21 protein-coding genes are annotated in these 17972 nt (G+C 63.1%); 10 read left to right on the forward strand and 11 right to left on the reverse strand.

Annotated features, from left to right (window positions below; all coding sequences use genetic code 11):
- The first annotated feature begins 20 nt into the window (after positions 1 to 20).
- Both era and QQZ18_RS00705 read left to right on the forward strand, forming a co-directional pair.
- Positions 21 to 947, forward strand: a complete 927-nt coding sequence (gene era / locus QQZ18_RS00700) for a GTPase Era (protein WP_284537358.1) — start codon at positions 21 to 23, stop codon at positions 945 to 947.
- A 254-nt stretch (positions 948 to 1201) separates the two neighbouring features.
- Positions 1202 to 2224 (forward strand): LacI family DNA-binding transcriptional regulator, encoded by a 1023-nt coding sequence (locus QQZ18_RS00705; RefSeq protein WP_284537359.1) that lies wholly within the window; start codon positions 1202 to 1204, stop codon positions 2222 to 2224.
- Between the two features lie 18 nt (positions 2225 to 2242).
- Here QQZ18_RS00705 and QQZ18_RS00710 read toward each other — a convergent pair whose 3' ends face one another.
- The 4 genes from QQZ18_RS00710 to QQZ18_RS00725 are packed head-to-tail and all read right to left on the reverse strand — an operon-like array spanning position 2243 to position 4035.
- The gene (locus QQZ18_RS00710) at positions 2243 to 2629 is read right to left on the reverse strand and encodes a periplasmic heavy metal sensor (RefSeq protein ID WP_284537360.1); all 387 of its coding nucleotides are present in this window, start codon (positions 2627 to 2629) and stop codon (positions 2243 to 2245) included.
- On the reverse strand, positions 2626 to 3030 hold the full coding sequence (locus tag QQZ18_RS00715) for a hypothetical protein (RefSeq protein ID WP_284537361.1): 405 nt from the start codon (positions 3028 to 3030) through the stop codon (positions 2626 to 2628). Before QQZ18_RS00715 ends, QQZ18_RS00710 begins: the two co-directional genes overlap by 4 nt.
- Positions 3017 to 3571 (reverse strand): RNA polymerase sigma factor, encoded by a 555-nt coding sequence (locus tag QQZ18_RS00720; protein WP_284537362.1) that lies wholly within the window; start codon positions 3569 to 3571, stop codon positions 3017 to 3019. The genes QQZ18_RS00715 and QQZ18_RS00720 overlap by 14 nt, the downstream gene beginning before the upstream one ends.
- 26 nt (positions 3572 to 3597) lie before the next feature.
- Positions 3598 to 4035: an EF-hand domain-containing protein gene (locus QQZ18_RS00725; protein ID WP_284537363.1), complete on the reverse strand. Its 438-nt coding sequence runs from the start codon at positions 4033 to 4035 to the stop codon at positions 3598 to 3600.
- A gap of 191 nt (positions 4036 to 4226) precedes the next feature.
- On the opposite strand from QQZ18_RS00725, the gene QQZ18_RS00730 reads away from it, so the two are divergent.
- Positions 4227 to 4664: an SH3 domain-containing protein gene (locus QQZ18_RS00730; protein WP_284537364.1), complete on the forward strand. Its 438-nt coding sequence runs from the start codon at positions 4227 to 4229 to the stop codon at positions 4662 to 4664.
- A gap of 203 nt (positions 4665 to 4867) precedes the next feature.
- On the forward strand, positions 4868 to 5680 hold the full coding sequence (gene ygiD, locus QQZ18_RS00735; protein ID WP_284537365.1) for a 4,5-DOPA-extradiol-dioxygenase: 813 nt from the start codon (positions 4868 to 4870) through the stop codon (positions 5678 to 5680).
- Positions 5681 to 6064: 384 nt separating this feature from the next.
- Here ygiD and QQZ18_RS00740 read toward each other — a convergent pair whose 3' ends face one another.
- On the reverse strand, positions 6065 to 6598 hold the full coding sequence (locus tag QQZ18_RS00740) for a GNAT family N-acetyltransferase (RefSeq protein ID WP_284537366.1): 534 nt from the start codon (positions 6596 to 6598) through the stop codon (positions 6065 to 6067).
- A 128-nt stretch (positions 6599 to 6726) separates the two neighbouring features.
- On the opposite strand from QQZ18_RS00740, the gene QQZ18_RS00745 reads away from it, so the two are divergent.
- Positions 6727 to 7320 (forward strand): DUF2585 family protein, encoded by a 594-nt coding sequence (locus QQZ18_RS00745; RefSeq protein ID WP_284537367.1) that lies wholly within the window; start codon positions 6727 to 6729, stop codon positions 7318 to 7320.
- A 10-nt stretch (positions 7321 to 7330) separates the two neighbouring features.
- Here QQZ18_RS00745 and QQZ18_RS00750 read toward each other — a convergent pair whose 3' ends face one another.
- A complete protein-coding gene (locus tag QQZ18_RS00750; RefSeq protein ID WP_284537368.1) occupies positions 7331 to 7882 on the reverse strand; it encodes a 5' nucleotidase, NT5C type in 552 nt (183 codons plus the stop codon).
- Between the two features lie 153 nt (positions 7883 to 8035).
- On the opposite strand from QQZ18_RS00750, the gene QQZ18_RS00755 reads away from it, so the two are divergent.
- Positions 8036 to 8992: a phosphoribosylaminoimidazolesuccinocarboxamide synthase gene (locus QQZ18_RS00755; RefSeq protein ID WP_284537369.1), complete on the forward strand. Its 957-nt coding sequence runs from the start codon at positions 8036 to 8038 to the stop codon at positions 8990 to 8992.
- A gap of 188 nt (positions 8993 to 9180) precedes the next feature.
- Positions 9181 to 9555 (forward strand): helix-turn-helix transcriptional regulator, encoded by a 375-nt coding sequence (locus tag QQZ18_RS00760; protein WP_284537370.1) that lies wholly within the window; start codon positions 9181 to 9183, stop codon positions 9553 to 9555.
- A gap of 2 nt (positions 9556 to 9557) precedes the next feature.
- Here the strand turns inward: QQZ18_RS00760 and QQZ18_RS00765 are convergent, their stop codons facing one another.
- Positions 9558 to 10349, reverse strand: a complete 792-nt coding sequence (locus QQZ18_RS00765) for an IclR family transcriptional regulator (protein ID WP_284537371.1) — start codon at positions 10347 to 10349, stop codon at positions 9558 to 9560.
- A 194-nt stretch (positions 10350 to 10543) separates the two neighbouring features.
- Here QQZ18_RS00765 and QQZ18_RS00770 point away from each other — a divergent pair, with 194 nt between their 5' ends.
- A complete protein-coding gene (locus QQZ18_RS00770; protein ID WP_284537372.1) occupies positions 10544 to 11560 on the forward strand; it encodes a DMT family transporter in 1017 nt (338 codons plus the stop codon).
- Between the two features lie 509 nt (positions 11561 to 12069).
- Here the strand turns inward: QQZ18_RS00770 and QQZ18_RS00775 are convergent.
- From QQZ18_RS00775 to QQZ18_RS00785, 3 genes are all read right to left on the reverse strand, one after another.
- Entirely contained in the window at positions 12070 to 12498 is a 429-nt protein-coding gene (locus QQZ18_RS00775; RefSeq protein WP_284537373.1) for a hypothetical protein, read from the reverse strand.
- A 215-nt stretch (positions 12499 to 12713) separates the two neighbouring features.
- On the reverse strand, positions 12714 to 14384 hold the full coding sequence (locus QQZ18_RS00780) for a thiamine pyrophosphate-dependent enzyme (protein ID WP_284537374.1): 1671 nt from the start codon (positions 14382 to 14384) through the stop codon (positions 12714 to 12716).
- A 27-nt stretch (positions 14385 to 14411) separates the two neighbouring features.
- Positions 14412 to 15584, reverse strand: coding sequence for an amino acid aminotransferase (locus tag QQZ18_RS00785; protein ID WP_284537375.1), 1173 nt, complete (start codon positions 15582 to 15584; stop codon positions 14412 to 14414).
- A 161-nt stretch (positions 15585 to 15745) separates the two neighbouring features.
- On the opposite strand from QQZ18_RS00785, the gene QQZ18_RS00790 reads away from it, so the two are divergent.
- The gene (locus QQZ18_RS00790; RefSeq protein ID WP_284537376.1) at positions 15746 to 16213 is read left to right on the forward strand and encodes an Lrp/AsnC family transcriptional regulator; all 468 of its coding nucleotides are present in this window, start codon (positions 15746 to 15748) and stop codon (positions 16211 to 16213) included.
- A gap of 13 nt (positions 16214 to 16226) precedes the next feature.
- On the opposite strand, the gene QQZ18_RS00795 is transcribed toward QQZ18_RS00790, so the two are convergent.
- Positions 16227 to 16454 carry a hypothetical protein gene (locus QQZ18_RS00795; protein WP_284537377.1) on the reverse strand — a complete coding sequence of 76 codons (228 nt, stop codon included), beginning with the start codon at positions 16452 to 16454 and terminating at the stop codon, positions 16227 to 16229.
- Here QQZ18_RS00795 and glpD point away from each other — a divergent pair.
- Positions 16438 to 17931 (forward strand): glycerol-3-phosphate dehydrogenase, encoded by a 1494-nt coding sequence (gene glpD, locus QQZ18_RS00800; protein WP_284537378.1) that lies wholly within the window; start codon positions 16438 to 16440, stop codon positions 17929 to 17931. The two genes, QQZ18_RS00795 and glpD, sit on opposite strands and share 17 nt — an antisense overlap.
- The last annotated feature ends 41 nt before the right edge of the window (positions 17932 to 17972 follow it).

A 17972-nucleotide genomic window follows, 5' to 3' on the forward strand; every position in this document is an offset into this window, starting at 1 on the left:
CGCCTCCGGAGAGAGACGCGATGACCGATGATGCCGCCCCGTCCGTCGACACCCCAACTCGCGCCGGCTTCGTGGCGCTGATCGGTGCTCCCAACGCCGGCAAGTCGACGCTTCTCAACCGCTTGGTCGGCGCCAAGGTGTCGATTGTCAGCCACAAGGTACAGACGACGCGGGCGATCATGCGCGGTATCGCCATGCACGGCTCGTCGCAGGTGGTCTTCGTCGACACGCCCGGCATCTTTGCGCCGAAGCGCCGGCTCGATCGGGCCATGGTCGACACCGCTTGGTCGGGAGCGGCCGACGCCGACGTCGTTTGCCTGCTCATCGATGCAAAGCGCGGCCTGGTGGAGGAGGTCACTCAGGTCGTCGAGAAGCTCGGCGAGCTCCGGCATCCCAAGGTGTTGATTCTCAACAAGATCGATACCGTGAAACGTGACTCTCTGCTGGCCTTGGCCGCGGATCTCAACGCTCGCGTCGGGTTTGAGGCGACCTTCATGGTGTCGGCGCTGAACGGCTCGGGCACCGAGGACCTCCTCGCCCATCTGGCGGCGCACCTGCCGGAAGGTCCCTGGCTCTACCCGGAAGACCAACTGTCCGATCTGCCGATGCGAATGCTGGCTGCCGAGATCACGCGCGAGAAGGTCTTCATGCGCCTCCACGACGAGTTGCCGTATTCGTCGACGGTCGAAACCGATCAGTGGAAGGATCAGAAAGACGGTTCGGCTCGTATCGAGCAGACCATTTTCGTCGAGCGCGAGAGCCAGAAGAAGATCGTGCTCGGCAAAGGAGGCGAGACCGTCAAGTCCATCTCGATCGCCGCGCGCAAGGAACTGACCGAGATCCTGGAACGGCCTGTCCACCTCTTCATTTATGTCAAGGTGCGCGAGAACTGGGCCGATGATCCCGAACGGTATCGCGAAATGGGCTTGAGCTTCCCCAGGCACTAACCGGAAGGCACGGCGCGTCTCTTTGGGCGCTCCCTGAGCTTGGCGGGCCGCTCCGCCAAGCTTTGTCTTAGCTTGTCTCCGACAGTCGCTGAAATCGTTGTCATGTCTGTCTCTTAGGACAGCACGTCAAACCCAGTTCTGTGCATCTCTGCGCGGTAATTGAACGTTATGTTTTAGCAACTGATTGACATCGGTGTCACAACCTGATTTTCTGATGCAACTGACAGCGATGTCGATGGCCGGGGGAGGGATCATTGGTTACGCTCAAAGACGTTGCTCGCGAGGCCGGCGTGTCGCCGAAGACCGTATCGCGCGTCGTCAACGACGATCCCGCCGTCAATGTCAAAACACGCGAGGCCGTAGCCGAGATCATCCGACGCATGCATTACGTGCCCGACCACGCGGCGCGGATGATGCGGATGGCGCATTCCACCGTGGTCGGCGTCATGACGAACGCAGTGGCCACCACGCCTTACTCGGTCGATATCATCCGTGGCGCGCAGTCCGGCTTGAAGGAACAGGCGCGCACCATGCTGATCGCCAACACGGACGGCGACCCGAAACAGGAGCAGGAGTACTGGCGGGTATTCCGAGCTCACAAGGTTGCCGGAGCGGTCTACGCCACCACCTATCATCGCCCCGTCGATCTGGGCACGCCGGATTTCGAGCGCGGCATCGTGCTTGCCAACTGCTACTCGGCCCGGCGCAGTCATTGCTCGGTCGTGCCCGACGACGAAGGGGGCGGCTACACGCAGGCTCGCCATCTGATCGAGCTGGGCCATCGGCGCATCGGCATCGTGTCGCTCAGCCCGGTGCTGCGTGCCACAGTGCTGAGGGGCGCGGGCTATCGCACTGCATTTGCCGAAAGTGGCCTTTTCTACGATTCGAACCTGGAGGTGCCCGGCTTCGTCACTCGGCCCGACGGAGGAGAGGATCTTGTCGCCTATGACGCCGCGCATGCTTTGCTGCGGCGCGCCGAACGGCCGACGGCCATCATCTGCGGCAACGACCAGATCGCCGTGCAGGTCTACGCTGCGGCCGCATCGCTTGGACTGTCCGTGCCCGAGGATCTTTCGGTCATGGGATTCGACGACATGACGATCATAACCCGCGCGCTGAAGCCCATGCTGACATCCGTGGCGCTGCCCTATTTCGAGATAGGCCGCACCGCGGTGGACTTGCTTGCCCGGATCAATGGAGAATCCGAAGGACCGGTTCCTCCGCAGGTGTTGGTGCCTTGCCCTCTGATAGAGCGGCAGTCCTGTCGGCACCTCTAGCCAACGGCAAGACCACGCTTACTTGACGGGGTGGTTGGCTTGGCGGGCAGCATCGACGATGCTTTCATGAAAGATCGTCTGTGCTCTGCCAAAGGCCGCGCGCACGTCGGCCGTCGCCTCCACCAAGGCCTCCGGATCGGGGGGGCTCGCAGCTGCCAGATGGAACATCCGTTCGCGCGCCTGACGCAGATCGGCTATCGCCGACCTCAGCTCACCGGCACGGCCGACGATCTCTCGGCGTACCAAGCGGCCGAAATCCGGCTCAAACCGTCGCGTGGACAGTTCGGCGAAGGCGGCTTGTCCGACGCGATCGCCAGCGAAGCGACTGACCGCATAGACATTGCCGAGCAGCGACAGGCCCAGCAATCCAACGAGCAGCAGAAGAATGGGTCGCGAGGCGGTCATGGCATGGTATCCAGGCTAAAAGCATCGCCGGCGATGGCCGTGGCGAGTTCAAGGTCTTCGGCAAGCCCAATGCCGCCGTCGTAGCCGGTCTTGAAGCCGATGGAGGCCACGAGAACGATGGCCAGTGCGCCCGCCGGAATCGACCGCCGCCAATGCCGCGCCAAGATGCTGTGCGAAGTGGGCTTTTGCGTCGCCGCCATGATCCGCCCCGCCAACGCCGCGACAGGCACTTCCGTTGCCAACCGAATGGCATTGTCGACCGCCTGCACCTCCTCGAGGAGGGCGCGGCTGTCCTTGTCGGCGGCGAGCAACTGTCTGGCGGTTTCGGCTTCCGCCGGCGGCCAGCGGACTAGATCGCTTCCCAAAATCATCAGCTTGTCTTCGAACTCAGTCCGATCCATCGGCTGGCTCCCTCATCGCGGCCCTGATGGTTCGTCGGGCGCGGGCAATCAATTGTTCCGCCGCGGGGCGCGATACGCCGAGAAGCGCGGCAATCTCCTCGGCCGTGCGATCGCCGACTGTGGCCAGCATCAACGCCATCCGCTGCCGTGGCGGCAGAGAGGCGATAACGGCCCCCACATCCCTGAGCGCCTCCGCCCCTGCAAGGGCACGATCCGCCGCGATGTCGCCCGAGGGCACATCGTCCGCCTCGTCGATGGGGCTCCATGGCCATCGGAAGCGCTGTCGACGGATGTCGATGCAGCGATTGACGACGATGCGATAAAGCCAGGTGGAAAGCGCCGCCTTGGTCGGGTCGAAGCGGCTGGCATGGCGCCAGACGCCGATCAAGGCATCCTGCACGGCGTCGTCGGCTTCGCCTGCGTCAAGGAACTGACCGGCGATCGCCCTGAGTTTCGGGCCATGGCGGCCGACGAGCCGGCGGAAAGCCCGCTCGTCTCCGGCCGCCACGGCCCGCATCAGATCGCCGTCCGATTGCTCCAACACACTGCTCCCAGCTCAGATCGGCATCAACGCGCGGCGCGCGCCGCTTCGATTCCGGCCATGAACTCGGCTTTCGAGACCTTTCCGTCGCCATCCTTGTCGAGCCGGGCTGCAAGGCCGCCCCCGGGGGAGTCCACGAACTCCTCGCGAGATAGCTTGCCATTGCCGTCCGCATCGAGCGCCTCGAACCGGATCGCCATCGCGCCTTCGAGCGCTTCGGCCTTGCGGAACATGCGGTTGCTTGCTTCCGCCTGTTCGGCCGCCGTGACGACGCCATCCCGGTTGATGTCGAGCCGCTCGAACCGCTGGGTGCGGGCTTGCCGCAACTCAGTCGCATCCAACTGGCCGTCTCCGTCGGCGTCCAGGCGAGTGAAGGCGATGCCGGCAAGGCGATCGGCGGCGGTGGCAGGTACCGACAGAACCGCAAGGGTGCCGGCAATGAAGATTTTGGTCAGTGATCGCATCTCAGTGCTCCGTCTGGTTGGAACGGTCCTGTTACGGCGAGAAGGATCGGCGGCTGACGCGGGATCCAACAAAAAAGTACCGGGAAAAACACACCGGCTGCGTCAGTCGCCTCGGACCGGCTCCGTACCAGCAACACTCCGAGAGCTGGCGCGCCAGATCACTCGGACGACTGAAACGACGGAGTCCACACATGCATCGCGCACTCACGACCATCGCGGCCGGCGTCGCCAGCTTCCTGTTCGTCACGGGCGCCGACGCCCAGACGTCGGTCACCACAACGGCCCTCAATCTGCGAACCGGGCCAGCCACCGCCTATCCGGTGATCGCCACCGTTCCGCCTCGACAGGCTGTCACCGTCTTCGGGTGCACGGCCGGTCCGGGATGGTGCGACATCGGATGGGCCGGTTATCGGGGCTGGCTGGCAGCGGCTTATCTTGGGCCTGTCGCCGCCTATCCGGTGGTCGTCTACGACCCGGTCATATACCACAACGCCTACTACGCTGGTCAGCCCTATTACGGCGTCGGCCCCGGTTTGCCTCCGCGCATGGAGGCGCGCCGCGACGCACGGATCGACTATAGGGTCCATCGGCGCATGGACCGGCGTTGGGATCGTTGGACAGGCGATTAAACTGCCAGCTGCGACCGAGAGGGAAGGGTGCCGAGATATTGTTCATCCATGAGGGACAATATGGTCACGGATGGCTATCTTGTTTCGCGACCGATGCCTTTCTAGATTCTAGCCGAACATGGCCGCGCCTTGCGCGGTGAGGGGATGATAAGCCTCGCGGCAGGGCCGCGGGGCAAAATGTCCTCCGGAAGGAAAATTCGATCATGGCTGGTCTCGGTCGTCATTTTGCAGATCTTCCCACCACCCCCCGCATGCCGACGCTTTTCGTCGGCCACGGCAGCCCGATGAACGCCATCGAGGATACCCCGTATAGCCGCGGCTGGCGTGAACTCGGCACCCGTCTGCCCGTGCCCAAGGCGATCCTTGTTGTTTCAGCCCACTGGATGACGCGCGGCGTCACGCTGGTGCATGTGAAGGATCACCCGGTCACCATCCATGATTTCGGCGGGTTCCCGGACGAACTGTTCGCCCAGCGCTATCCGGCACCGGGAGCGCCGGGATATGCCGAGGCGACCATCGACCTCGTGAAGAACCATCACATCGAGCCCGATGAGCGCTGGGGGCTCGATCACGGAGCCTGGTCGGTGCTGATCCAGATGTTCCCGAAGGCGGACATTCCAGTGTTTCAGCTGTCGGTCGATCTCAGCCGATCGCCAGAGGAGCATTTCGCGCTGGCTGAGGAGCTGAAGGCCCTGCGTGAGCGCGGAGTCATGATCATCGGCTCTGGCAATCTGGTCCACAATCTCCGAGCCGTGGCCTGGGGTGGTGGACCGGCCTACGACTGGGCCGAGGCGTTCGATGCCCGCATGGCCGACGCGATCGCCAAGGGCGACTACAAGTCCGTCGTCGATGCGCCAAAGCTCGGCCGCATCGCCCAGCTGTCGCATCCGACATTCGAGCATTTCTTCCCGGCACTCTATCCGCTGGCCGTTGCCGACAAGGCCGACGAACTCAGCTTCTTCAACGAGGGCATAGACCTCGGCTCGATTTCCATGCGCTCGTTCATGCTGGCTTGACGCTTGACACCGGCGGCTTGGGCTTGCGCAGACATGACCGCCGGTGCCGATCTGGAGAATGCTTCGTATTTCGACCTGTCCAACTCCGAGTCGCCCGATTCATCTGGCTTGTGCGTCATCGCTGGTCCTTGGAGAGACACGGCGCTGGTGTCGAGATCGGGGTGCGTTCTGGTCGCCGCGGAGTTGGCGCGAAGGCAACGTCGCCACTATCGAAGGCCACAGACCCATTCCACTGATGGTGATGGACTTCGAGCAGGGCGACCTTCGAGGCCGTCCGGATCGCCATATCCTAGATCCCGCGCCTGGATCTGTGATTCGCATAATAGATATTATGGAACCTAAATGTGCTGGCAAATCCGCCTTGGCATCGTACGGCCTGCGGCTTCAGGCTATGCGCCGGTCTCGGTTCGCGAGTTCCGGGTCAAGCCTCGCCATTTGCACGATGTCGCGATACTCGTCTCCGAACCGCGCCGCCATGCGTAGGACGCCCTCGCGAACGAACCCGCGCGTCTCATAAAGCGCGAGCGCTCGAAGATTGTCCGAGAACGCCGTAAGCTCGATCCGGTGGAAATCCAGCCGCTCGGCGGCGGCGATGGTCATGTCGAGCAACGCCTTGCCAATGCCTTTGCCGCGAAACTCCGGCAGAAGCCCGATGCCCAGCGTACCGACATGGGCCTCGATCTCGAACGAGTGGCGACAGACATCGCACCAACCGACGAGCTTTCCAGCCGCAACGGCCACGAGGTGCGGATTTCCGGAGCCAAGGCTCTTTTCGAGAAACTCGACGGTACTTTCCATCGGAGGTGCATCGGTAAAGCGCAGATAACGACGCTCGCGCGCCACAACACCGACCACATGATTGAAGTCGGCTGCATCTTCAATTGACAGCGGGCGAACGAGAATCTCGTTATCGGGCATGCAGGCGCTCGGCAATAGTGATGTTATTTCAATAGATTATTTGATTTTCTTGAGATATGCAAGACAACACGCCGCGCAACTCCTGGTCTTATGCCTGGAGACGCCGGGGCTTGGATCCGGAGACGTTCATGGCGCCGACCATCAGGTATGCTATCTTCGTTATCGCTGCCGCCCTCGTTACACAGGCTGCCGTTTTGTATGTCATGGGGCAACCGCCGATCTGCGCCTGTGGCACCGTACGTCTTTGGGCCGGTACCGTTCTCAGCCCGGAAAACTCGCAGCAGCTCACCGATTGGTACACCCCTTCGCATGTCATCCACGGCATGCTCTTCTTCGCGCTCGGCCGTCTGGTGTTTCGAGGGCATTGGTCCCCGGTCCTCGCATTGGCCTTGGCGCTCGGCATCGAGATCGCCTGGGAACTCGTCGAGAACTCCCCGCTGGTGATTGAACGCTATCGCGAACAGGCCCTGGCGCAGGGCTACTCTGGCGACAGCATCCTGAACTCGGTGTCCGACACCCTGGCGATGCTGGTCGGGTTCTGGATGGCGACTCGCCTGCCCGTCCGTGCCAGCATTACCCTCGCGCTGGCGGCCGAGCTGTTTACGGGCGTGATGATCCGCGACAATCTGACGCTCAACGTCGTGCAGTTGCTCGTACCGAGCAAAGCCATCTCCGCGTGGCAGGCGGAGGGTGGCGTCTACGGCGCCCCGTCGCAGGAGTGAGATGCGCTTCTCACAGCGCGCCGGGAAAGGCCTCCGCCAGGACTCCCATGGCCTCGCTCCAATGGCGAATGCGCGGATAGTCGGTGACGTTCACGTTGTGAGGTGACGAGAAGACGATCCCCTGCCCGCCGAACCGCTGGAAATGGCGCGCGTTATCGTCGATCAGGCAATCGGCGGCGATGATGCTCTTGTCGCCGCAGAACACGACATTGAGCGGGTCGACGAAGGGGAAATGCCGCTGCAGCCAGAGAAACTTCGGGCCAAGCGAGTTGGGGAACTCCATGGCTGCCGACGTGATGAACAGCTCGCAGCGAGACGCGATCGCCGCAAGCGCCGATTGGCTGCCCTCGACGATCGGCAGGTCGGCAAAGAAGGCGCCGTCGTGCATGGCCTCTCGGAGTGTTTCGGCGATCTCCGGGGTGAGCACATCGAAGATCTGTCGGCCCTGCAGCGAGGTGGGGCTCCATTGCGCGCCATGTCGGCCGACCAGCCAGCCCAGCATGGCGCCATAGGTGTCCGCGATGACCTCGTCCATGTCCACGGCGACGCGAATACGACTCAAGATCTCTCTCCCGGGTGACTTAGCGTATGAATCGAATCAAACTAGGCCCAGCAAGCTCGGGCGCGCAAGTTCGGCTTAAAGTTTCCGTCGCGATGTTCTATTGAGCGGCCAACAGGCAGCCGCTCCGCGGCCCAGTCCGTCAAGGAGGCACCGATGGCCCTCGACCGTATTCTTTCCGAAGCCTTCATTCCCGAGCTGCCCAACTACTACAAGGGCAAGGTGCGCGAGAATTACGATCTGCCGGACGGCAGCCGCGTCATCATCGCCACGGACCGCATCAGCGCCTTCGATCGCGTGTTGGCGGCCATCCCTTTCAAGGGACAGGTGCTGACTCAAACGGCGCGCTTCTGGTTCAATGCGACGGGCGACATCTGCCCCAATCACGTCATCGCCTATCCCGACCCCAATGTGGTGGTCGGCAAGCGGCTGGACATTCTGCCGGTAGAGGTGATCGTGCGCGGCTATCTGGCCGGCACCACCAGCACCTCGGTCTTGACGAAATATAGGGCCGGCGAGCGGCACATGTACGGACTGACGCTGCCCGACGGCCTCCACGACAACGAAAAACTCCCCTCCCCGATCCTGACGCCAACCAGCAAGGCCTTCGACGGGGGGCACGACGAACCGCTGAGCGGCGACGAGATTGTGGCGAAGAAGCTTCTGACGCCGGAGCAATGGGCCACCGTGTCCGACTATGCGCTGAAGCTCTATGCGCGTGGCGCCGAGATCGCCGCCGCGCATGGTCTCATTCTGGCCGATACCAAGTATGAGTTCGGCCTCGACGGCGATGGCACCATCGTGCTTGCCGACGAAATCCATACCCCCGACTCGAGTCGCTACTGGATCGCCGCCTCCTACGCCGAGGATTTCGCCGCTGGCCGACGCCCGAAGAGCTTCGACAAGGACTTCATCCGTGCCTGGGTGGGCGCGCGCTGCGATCCCTACAAGGATCCGATCCCCGAGATTCCGGAAAGCCTGATCGCCGAGACGTCGCAGGTCTATATCGACGCATTCGAGGCGATTACCGGCGAGACCTTCGTGCCCGACCTGTCCGGCAGTACCCCGCTCGAGCGAGTGCGAGCGAACCTCGCTCCCTACTTCAACCGATAGCCTGTCGCCCCCATAAGGCGACAAGGACGGAGGTGGCCAACCAGCAACCTCCTGTGAACCAATCTCGGTTTATACTACTGTCAAGGTTGAGAGAATACGGCTTGGGCTGCCGTTACGACACTGGGGTTGGGGGCAGAATTATGGGGCTGATCGCCAGCGGAGCCGCTCCGCTCGATGATAATCCAGGCTTGAAGAAAGCGCTCGACACCCTGGAGAAACTGACGTCGGTGCTGCGCAAGCCCGAACCGGCCCATACCATCGCCACCGGAAACCCCGTTCACGCCTTGCAGGCGACCACGGAAGCGGCGTTTGCCGCCGCACCGGCCGACAGCGAGCCAGCCCCGGCCCCTGGCCGGAAAGCCAAGCCTGCGACGTCGGCGACGCCGACGCTCCTGTCGATGAAGCAGGCGTCGGCCATGACCACGCTTTCGGTATCGTCGATCAAGCGCATGATGGCCGCGGGCACCTTTCCGAAGCCGGTACGTCTTGGCGAAAGCCGCATCGCCTTCGTCGACGCGGAAATCCATGCGTGGGTGCGCGCTCGCATCGCCGAACGCGGCTGAGCTCAAGCCTCCCGGACTGCCTGCGACACGGCACTCGCCGTCGTGAGGACCATCTCCGCCAGCGCCTCGTAGCGTTCCGGCCTGATCAGGTCCGCCTGACAGACGGTAGCGATGGCAGCCACCACACGGTTGCGCCGATCGAACACCGGCGCGGCGATGCATGATGTATCGTCAAGCGCTTCGCGCTCGTCGAGAGCCCAGCCGCGCTGGCGAACGAGCTCGAGTTCGCGCCGCATGGCGTCCGGCGACCCAATGGATCGCGGCGTCGTCTTCGTCCAGTCGAGGTCGGCGAGCAGCCGCTTTCTGTCCGCTTCGTCGAGGAAAGCCAGCAGTGCCTTTCCCGTCGCGACCCGGTTCAGCGGCCAACGCCGTCCTTCGCAACCCGCGCTTCGCGCACCGTCGCCGGGCCGGGCGCTGGCAAGGACCACGGCGTTCCGTCCTTCGAAAGTGGCGATCTCGCTGGAAAAGCCGGATTGAACAGCCAGAGATTCCAAGTGCTTGAGCGACAGGTTGTCGATCGTTCTCTGACGAATGCCGAGAACCCCGAGTTCGCAGATCTTCGGCCCCAGCACGAAGCGACCGTCAGCATGGACCTGAACGGCGCTGATATCCGCCAGCGCCTTCAGGAGTTGATGCGTCGTGCTCTTGGGAAGGTCGAGCGTCTTCTGGATCGTTGAGAATGTCAGTCTGCCACGACGTCCGAGCAGATCGAGAATCAGGACCGCTTTTCGCAGCGACGGAACGGCAACCGCGCGGGGAGATGCGGCCGTCTCTTTAGTTTCCTCACGGACCATTGCCCGCCCTCATCGAATTGTCATCGGTGACAAGCTTTACGACGTGCGGGAAAACCGGCCATCAGTGGCGACACGTGGATATGTACAAAAAATCGCATCCGTTGCGCGACAATGCTCTATGTAAAGGGGAAATTCGCTTGCGCCTATGAACGACTCCTTGCACAAACCGCTCAATTGTCGACAAGTCCTGTTCCTTGCCGCCTCGCCTTTCTCGTCCCGCCAAAGGGGTGACCGATCCGGTAGACTCATTGGCTGGAGCCCCGGAGCCGCAAATGCCAACCCTTCCCGAAGCGTCCGGAGAGGCGCCGTCGCTGCCGCCCCGGAATTCGGAGCGCACCTTGCTCGCCATCCTGCTGGTCGTCGGCTCGACGATCTTCTTCGCCGGGGGCGACGTCGGCGCCAAGCTGATGAAGGAAACGGCGCCGGCACAGCTTGCCACTTGGTTCCGCTATTTCGTGTTTTTCCTTGTGGCACTTCCCTGGGCCCTTTCCTCCAAAGGCCTGTCGGTCTTCCGGCCTGCCAGCTACCGCCTGCAGATAGGCCGCGGCCTTGCCGCCGTCGCCTCGACCAGCTTCTTCATCCTGGGCCTGGCTTACCTCGACGTGCCCTCCAACACGGCAATCCACTTCATTTCGCCGATCATCGTCATGGTGCTTTCCGTCTTCGTTCTCGGAGAAACGGTCGGAATCCGCCGTTGGCTGGCGGCGACGGTCGGGTTTGCCGGTGTGATTCTGATCGTTCGGCCCGGTACCGACAGTTTCCAACTGGCAGCCCTGTTTCCGCTCGGATCGGCGACGGCCTGGGCATTGGGAGCGCTCTTCACGCGCCTTATGAAAAACGAGCCAACAGAGGTCACTTTCATGTGGACCGGCATGATCGGCCTCGGCATCTCGACGCTTCTGGTCCTGCCGGTGTTCCACATTCCGACCGGCCGGGAGCTCGCCTATGGAATCGGTGGCTCGTTGAGTTTTACGCTGGCCCACATGCTGTTCATTTCGGGATTGAAATTGGCCCCGCTGTCGCTGCTGGCACCGATTACCTACGTACAGTTGGTATCGGCCGGTCTTCTCTCCTATCTGTTCTTTGGCGTTTTCCCGAGCTATTATACATTGTTGGGGTCAGCATTGATTGCTGGCTCGGGCCTTTATTCGGCCCATCGCGAGCGGGTTCGGCAGAGAATACCTGCGATGCCGGTCCCTCCCGTGCAATAGCGGTCCGCGCCCCTCTTGTCTGGGCGGAACCATAACGCGCAATCTTCGTTTGTTGTATGCGGCGCTGGCGGACTCTTGTTCTTCGGTGCTTTCAGAATTCAGCAAGCGATAGGAGAACACCCTATGAAGAGATCTTCAATTATTTGGGTCGTCATTGCGGTCATCGTGGTGATCGGCGCCATTGTCTACTTCTCGGGCAAAACCGGCACGACCACGCCGCCACCGCCGCCCGCGACGTCGACAGCGCCCGCTACCCCGTCTGCGCCCGCTGCGCCTGCGCCTGCAACCCCTGCCGCTCCCGCCGAACCAGCGGCTCCTGCCGCGCCGGCTACCCCGGCCCCGACCACGCCGGACGCTCCTGCGGCTCCTGCAACGCCTCCGGCTACGACGCCCTGACGAGCGTCTTGGAGCCTTGGCTCGGCGAGCAGTCGAGCCAAGGTTTCCCCTACCAGCACAAAAGCAATCGGCGCCCTATTTGGGGCGCCGATTTTGCATTGATGGCGGAAAGATCAGAGCTTGCGATCCAGAGCCGAGCTGCGCGCGGTGCCGCCCGTACCTTCCCAGGCTTCGATCATCGCCTGCATGCGCATGGCGAATTCCTGGCCGTCCTGCACAACGGCCGCATTGCCGGACGAGTCGGCGGGGTGTTCCGACGCCTTGCTTTGATCCGACATGAAGACCTCGAAGCCCGAGACCTGATCGAGTGGGCTCGCCTTCACGGTATTCGCCTTGGTCAGCGAGCTGGATGTCGAACCCGTGCCGTGCCCTTGAGACTTGTCCGTTGCCGTGTCGACGGCGTTCCCGTTGGTCTTCTCGGCAACCTTGACGGCCTTCTCGGCACGAAGGTCGGTTGTTGTCGACTGGTTCTGCTCGGTCGGCGTTTTCGGCACCGGCGAGGTCACACCGGTAAGGACCGGTTTTACGCTCCCGATATCCATGATCTGTCCTTTCGCGCCGGATAGCGGATGATCCGGATCATCGAAAGAACTCTACGCGCAGGACCTGAAAGGAGTGTTCTTGCCATCGCTAAATTTTTAACGATGTGCAACGTCAGTGTCATCGCCACTGGAAGTGGCCGCCTTGTCGCGGGGACGGCGGCCACTAAACCAGGGAGGTGTTAACGGCGGGTCAACAAGGCGACGGCAGCCGCCTTTCACGGCGCGGGATGGATGAACGGCCAAGGCGACGCTTCGCTGTCTGGCGGTACAGCGACATGAACGATCACGGTTTGCTCGGCGGCGAGTGCCGCCGGCAGCACGGAAGACAGCTCGGTCGGCGACCTCACCGAGTGCGCCTCGATGCCGAAGGCGCTGGCAAGCTTGAGGAAGTCCGGGTTGCGGAGCTCCGAGGCGATGAAGCGCCCTTCGAAACGGGTCCTCTGGTCTCGGCGGACGTTGCCATAGGCACCGTTGTCGAACACCACCACCACCACGCCAATGCCCTCCTGGACCGCGGTGGCCAGTTCCTGAACGCCGAACATGAAGCCGCCGTCCCCGCAGACAGCCACGACCTTGCGATTCGGGTTGGCGACCTTGACGCCGAGCGCCGTCGGGAAACCGTAGCCGAGCGTGCCCTGATAGCCTTCGCTGACGTAGGTTCGGGGCTGCCGGGCATCCCAGGCGAAATAGGAAGCAAAACCCGCCTGACAAAGCTCGGTCAGGAAGAAACCGTCGTCCGGCAAGGCCGCACGGATTGCCCGGAGATAGTCCACCTCCGGCTGAACCTTGGCGATCTCGGCCTCCACTGCAGCTTTGGCGGCGCGGATTTCGTCGCGAATGGCGTTTCCGTCACGTTTGGGCCCGTCCGCCGCCAGGCGTCGGATTGCATCGATCAGCGCGCGGGCGCCGCCCCTCGCATCGGCCACGATGGGCGCATCGGCCTTGAGGCGAACCATTTCCTCCGGATCGATGTCGATACGGACGAGCTTCCGGCCTCCCGGCAGATGGTCGTGGTAAGCCATCATGCCGGCCCAGCGCATGGTGGGCAGTTCCAGCCGCGTACCGATACCCAGCACGACATCCGTATCCGGATAAAGGTGATGCGCGACGGCCGACGACAGACCGAGCGGCTCGCTTTCGGACACGATGCCCCGACCGCCGCGCAGAGCCGTGACTGGCGCGTCGAGGAGGGCGGCGAGCGCCCTCACCTCGTCCGCGGCATGCTGGGCGCCGCTGCCGGTCATGATCATCGGCCGTCGAGCCGCAACGAGCAGCCTCGCCGCCGCTTCGATCGCGGCCGCCTCGGGTTCCGTCGGAGGGGGCAATGTGGCGGCGGCGAGAGGCTCCGCCACGGCCGTTGCGGCCATGGTGTCCCACGCCATCTCCAGCGCAACCGGGCCGGGCCGGCCGGTCAACATCTCTCGGAATGCCTGATTGACGAGGGCGGGAGCGTCCTCAACCCGCTCGATGCGAGCCGACCATTTGGTCATGCGCCGCAGAAGGCCAAGCTGGTCGGGAATCTCGTGAAGATGTCCGCGTCCCCTCCCCTCGAAGGTCGACGGAACGTTGCCGGTGATCAACAGGACGGGCGCGCAGCAACCGAGGGCCGTAATCAGCGCTGCGCCGGCATTCAGAACGCCGGGTCCCGGAACGACGGAAAACACGCCTGGCCGGCCGGTGGATCGGGCATAGCCGAAGGCCATGTAGCCCGAGGCCTGTTCATGACGGGCGCCATAGGTGCGGATGCGATCCGTGGAGAGCGCAAGCGCATCGAAAAATGGGTAGGTTTGTGCGCCCGGCAGGCCAAACACGGTGTCGACGCCATTTGCTATAAGCGCGTCGACGATCGCGCGACCGCCGGAGACGGCGTCACGGACTTGCAGCATGATCTTCCTCCCGAAAGAGTCTTTTGGTCAGCCGACGGGGTATCCCACGGCCTTGAGCGCCGTCACGAACGCCGGAATGTCGCGGACATGGAGACCGGCGACATTGATCCGGCCCGAACCCGCCATGTAGACGGCGTGGTCCTTTCGCAGGGCTAGAACCTGCTCCGGGCTGAGCGCCAGCGTCGAGAACATGCCGGTTTGCGCTTCGTGGGCCTTGAGGCCTGGGCCGGCTGCCGCGAGTGCCGAGCGCACACCGCGAACGCGGGCACCCATGCGGTCGATTTCCTCGCGCCAGACGCGCGTGAGCTCGGGATCTTCGAGAATGGTCCGCACGATGGCGGCGCCGTGGTCCGGCGGCATCGACCAGGACACCCGGCTGAAGGCGGCGAGGTTGGACATCACCACTGAGGCCGTTTTTTCGTCGCGCGCCTTGACATAGAGAGCGCCGACGCGCTCGCGATAAAGGCCGAAATTCTTGTCGCAAGAGTAGGCGACCATGACCTCGTCGAGGCTGTCGGTCAGAAGACGCACGCCGTAGGCGTCGCCTTCGAGCCCCTTGCCAAGGCCGTGGTAGGCGAAGTCGATCAGCGGGACGACGCCGGTCTCCTGGAGTGCCTTCAGCACCGTCCGCCAGTCTTCCGGCTCCAGCTCGCCGCCGGTCGGGTTATGACAACAACCATGCAGCAGAACGATGTCGCCGGCTGACGCGCCTTCGATCGCCGCCACCAGCGAGGCCACGTTCACCGTCTGTGTCTTCACGTCGAAATAGGGATGCGCCACCGCCTTGAGACGGGTGGCATTCAGAATCTGCAGATGGTTCGGCCATGTCGGCGCACCATAGAGGATCTTCGCATCGGGGCGCGCCAACGCCACGAGGTCGGCGGCGAGCCGCACGGCGCCGGTGCCGCCCGGCGTCTGAATCCCGGCGATACGGCCGCCGGGATCCTTGCCGAACACGATCGGCTTCAGGAGATCGGTGTAGACCGGGTCGCCTTCGGGCCCGAGATAAGCCTTGGTGGTTCGCGTTTCGAGAAGCACCTTCTCGGCCGCCTTCACGGCCGCCATGATCGGCGTGACGCCATTGTCGTCGCGGTAGACCCCGACGCCGAGGTCGAGCTTCTGAGGACGAGGATCGGCACGGTAGAGGCCGATGAGGGCGAGCAGAGCGTCGGCAGGCTGTTCGGGAAGGGTGTCAAACATGTGCGGCGTATCCGGATGGCGGTGAATGAGTCCACCTTATCGGGGTTCGGTGGAAATTTCTCTGCGATTTCCTGAAAGGCAATTGCTCATGGCGAAGATTTTCAGCACTATGCCGCCCGCTTACGCATGTTTCTTGCGTCTTTGCTTTCGGAGTTGCCGCCTTGGAAGAGTTGGATGTGTTCGACCTGCGTCTTCTCGCCGCCATCCAGACGAAAGGCGACATGACTCAGGCGGAACTGTCTGAAATCGTGCACCTGTCCCCCACTCAGTGTGCCCGCCGTCTGCAACGTCTCCGGTCCGATGGCTACGTTCGCGACATCGTCGCCATCCTCGATCCGGAGCGACTCGGCATCAACATCATCGCACACACTTTGGTGGGGCTTCGCAATCACGACGACGAAACGGGCAAGGCCTTCCGTGCGTTCGTCGATACCGCCGACGAGGTGGTGGAGTGCTGGTCGCAGACGGGCGACGCCGATTATCTTCTGAAGATCATGGTGAAGGATCTGGGAGAACTCGCCAGCCTTATCGAGCGTCTGATCACCGCGGTCGGCGGCTTCGCTTCGCTTCGCTCCTTTGTCGCTCTGAAGGCGATCAAACGCACGACGGCGGTGCCCATCCGCGCGTGATGCCCCGCTCGGCTCATGCGTCATAGCCGACCTTGAACATGATGCGCTGGCTGTGCCCGGGATGTTGCAAAGGGCATGCCGGTGCTTGCGCCGCATGCCGCACGCTCGGCCTATGAAAATCGGCGCGAACTTTCGTTTCATCTTCATTTAATTTCGTTTCTTTGCTAGCTTCGCAATCGCCTGCAAGCGCCGACGATAATGGTGCGGCAAGTGTGGAGACTGCGATGGCGGACGTGGACATCCTGGTAATCGGCGGCGGCATCAACGGTTGCGGCATTGCCCGAGATGCGGTGGGGCGCGGTTACTCGGTGCTGCTCGCGGAGATGGCGGACCTCGCGTCCGGCACCTCTTCCGCTTCCACCAAGCTGATTCACGGTGGCCTCCGCTACCTTGAGCACTACGAGTTTCGTCTTGTCCGGGAGGCCCTGACGGAGCGGGAAGTGCTTTGGGCCATGGCGCCTCACATCATCTGGCCACTGCGTTTCGTGTTGCCACACCATGCTGGCCTCAGGCCGGCATGGCTGCTCAGGCTCGGTCTTTACCTTTACGACCATCTCGGGGGCCGTCGTCGCCTGCCCGCCACCCGTTCGCTCGATCTTCGCACCGATGTCGCGGGAGGGCCGCTGAAGGCGGGATATGGCCGAGGGTTCGAGTATTCGGACTGCTGGGTCCAGGATGCCCGCCTCGTCGTCCTGAATGCCGCCGATGCCGCGGACCGTGGCGCCACCATCCTGACACGCACGCGCGTCACGTCGGCCATCCGGGCGGAGGGGCGTTGGATCGTTACACTCCGCGATGCGGAAACCGGCAACGAGACGACCGTATCCGCCCGTCTGGTGGTCAATGCCGCCGGGCCTTGGATCGACGATGTGTTGCGCTCGACCGCTGGCATGCCGGATGCGCGCCACGTCCGCCTGGTGCAAGGCTCCCATATCGTCGTCCGGAAGCTCTACGATCACGACCGCGCCTACATCTTCCAGAACGCCGATGGTCGCATCATCTTTGCGATCCCCTATGAGGGTGATTTCACCCTGATCGGAACCACCGATCGCGACTATTCCGCCGACCCGGCCGATGTGCGGATAACTGTCGAGGAAGTCGCCTATCTCAAGGCTGCCGCGTCGGAGTACTTCGAAAAGCCGATTGCCGATGCCGACGTCGTCTGGACCTATTCGGGCATCCGCCCGCTTTACGACGACGGCGCCTCGAAGGCGCAGGAAGCGACGCGCGACTATGTGCTGAAGCTCGCCGGCGAGGAAGGCGAGCCCAAGCTGCTCAATGTGTTCGGTGGCAAGATCACCACGTACCGCCGTCTCGCCGAGAGTGCGCTGACGTTGATCGGAGACGCGATTGGCGTGCGAGGCTCGCCCTGGACAAAGGGGGCGATACTGCCGGGCGGCAACATTCCGGCAGGCGACCTTGTCGCCTATCAGGCGCATATCGTCGCCAACCGGCCCGGCATCGATCCCGGCCTGATCGAGCGTTTGGTGCATACCTATGGCACCGGAACCGAGACGATCCTTGCGGGAGCGGCGGTCACCGCCGATCTCGGCCGCGACTTTGGGGCCGGCCTGACTGAGGCGGAAGTGCGCTATCTCGCTCGAAACGAATGGGTAAGGCGCGCCGAGGACATCTTGTGGCGGCGCACCAAGCTCGGACTGCGCATGACCGAGACCGCCCCGGCGGAAATCGACGCCTTCATCGCCAATCTGCGCTGAACCGGGGAGAAGCCGGAGGTCGGCGCTTGCACCGCCTCGCC

The organism is Pleomorphomonas sp. T1.2MG-36 (assembly GCF_950100655.1).
Lineage (GTDB): Bacteria > Pseudomonadota > Alphaproteobacteria > Rhizobiales > Pleomorphomonadaceae > Pleomorphomonas.

What these genes read in the sequence shown, in the direction of transcription:
- era (WP_284537358.1), top strand. Translation starts at nt 21, where the DNA reads ATGACCGATGATGCCGCCCCGTCCGTCGACACCCCAACTCGCGCCGGC.
- QQZ18_RS00710 (WP_284537360.1), bottom strand. Translation starts at nt 2,629, where the DNA reads ATGACCGCCTCGCGACCCATTCTTCTGCTGCTCGTTGGATTGCTGGGC.
- QQZ18_RS00715 (WP_284537361.1), bottom strand. Translation starts at nt 3,030, where the DNA reads ATGGATCGGACTGAGTTCGAAGACAAGCTGATGATTTTGGGAAGCGAT.
- QQZ18_RS00725 (WP_284537363.1), bottom strand. Translation starts at nt 4,035, where the DNA reads ATGCGATCACTGACCAAAATCTTCATTGCCGGCACCCTTGCGGTTCTG.
- QQZ18_RS00730 (WP_284537364.1), top strand. Translation starts at nt 4,227, where the DNA reads ATGCATCGCGCACTCACGACCATCGCGGCCGGCGTCGCCAGCTTCCTG.
- ygiD (WP_284537365.1), top strand. Translation starts at nt 4,868, where the DNA reads ATGGCTGGTCTCGGTCGTCATTTTGCAGATCTTCCCACCACCCCCCGC.
- QQZ18_RS00740 (WP_284537366.1), bottom strand. Translation starts at nt 6,598, where the DNA reads ATGCCCGATAACGAGATTCTCGTTCGCCCGCTGTCAATTGAAGATGCA.
- QQZ18_RS00745 (WP_284537367.1), top strand. Translation starts at nt 6,727, where the DNA reads ATGGCGCCGACCATCAGGTATGCTATCTTCGTTATCGCTGCCGCCCTC.
- QQZ18_RS00755 (WP_284537369.1), top strand. Translation starts at nt 8,036, where the DNA reads ATGGCCCTCGACCGTATTCTTTCCGAAGCCTTCATTCCCGAGCTGCCC.
- QQZ18_RS00765 (WP_284537371.1), bottom strand. Translation starts at nt 10,349, where the DNA reads ATGGTCCGTGAGGAAACTAAAGAGACGGCCGCATCTCCCCGCGCGGTT.
- QQZ18_RS00775 (WP_284537373.1), bottom strand. Translation starts at nt 12,498, where the DNA reads ATGGATATCGGGAGCGTAAAACCGGTCCTTACCGGTGTGACCTCGCCG.
- QQZ18_RS00780 (WP_284537374.1), bottom strand. Translation starts at nt 14,384, where the DNA reads ATGCTGCAAGTCCGTGACGCCGTCTCCGGCGGTCGCGCGATCGTCGAC.
- QQZ18_RS00785 (WP_284537375.1), bottom strand. Translation starts at nt 15,584, where the DNA reads ATGTTTGACACCCTTCCCGAACAGCCTGCCGACGCTCTGCTCGCCCTC.
- glpD (WP_284537378.1), top strand. Translation starts at nt 16,438, where the DNA reads ATGGCGGACGTGGACATCCTGGTAATCGGCGGCGGCATCAACGGTTGC.
- QQZ18_RS00795 (WP_284537377.1), bottom strand. Translation starts at nt 16,454, where the DNA reads ATGTCCACGTCCGCCATCGCAGTCTCCACACTTGCCGCACCATTATCG.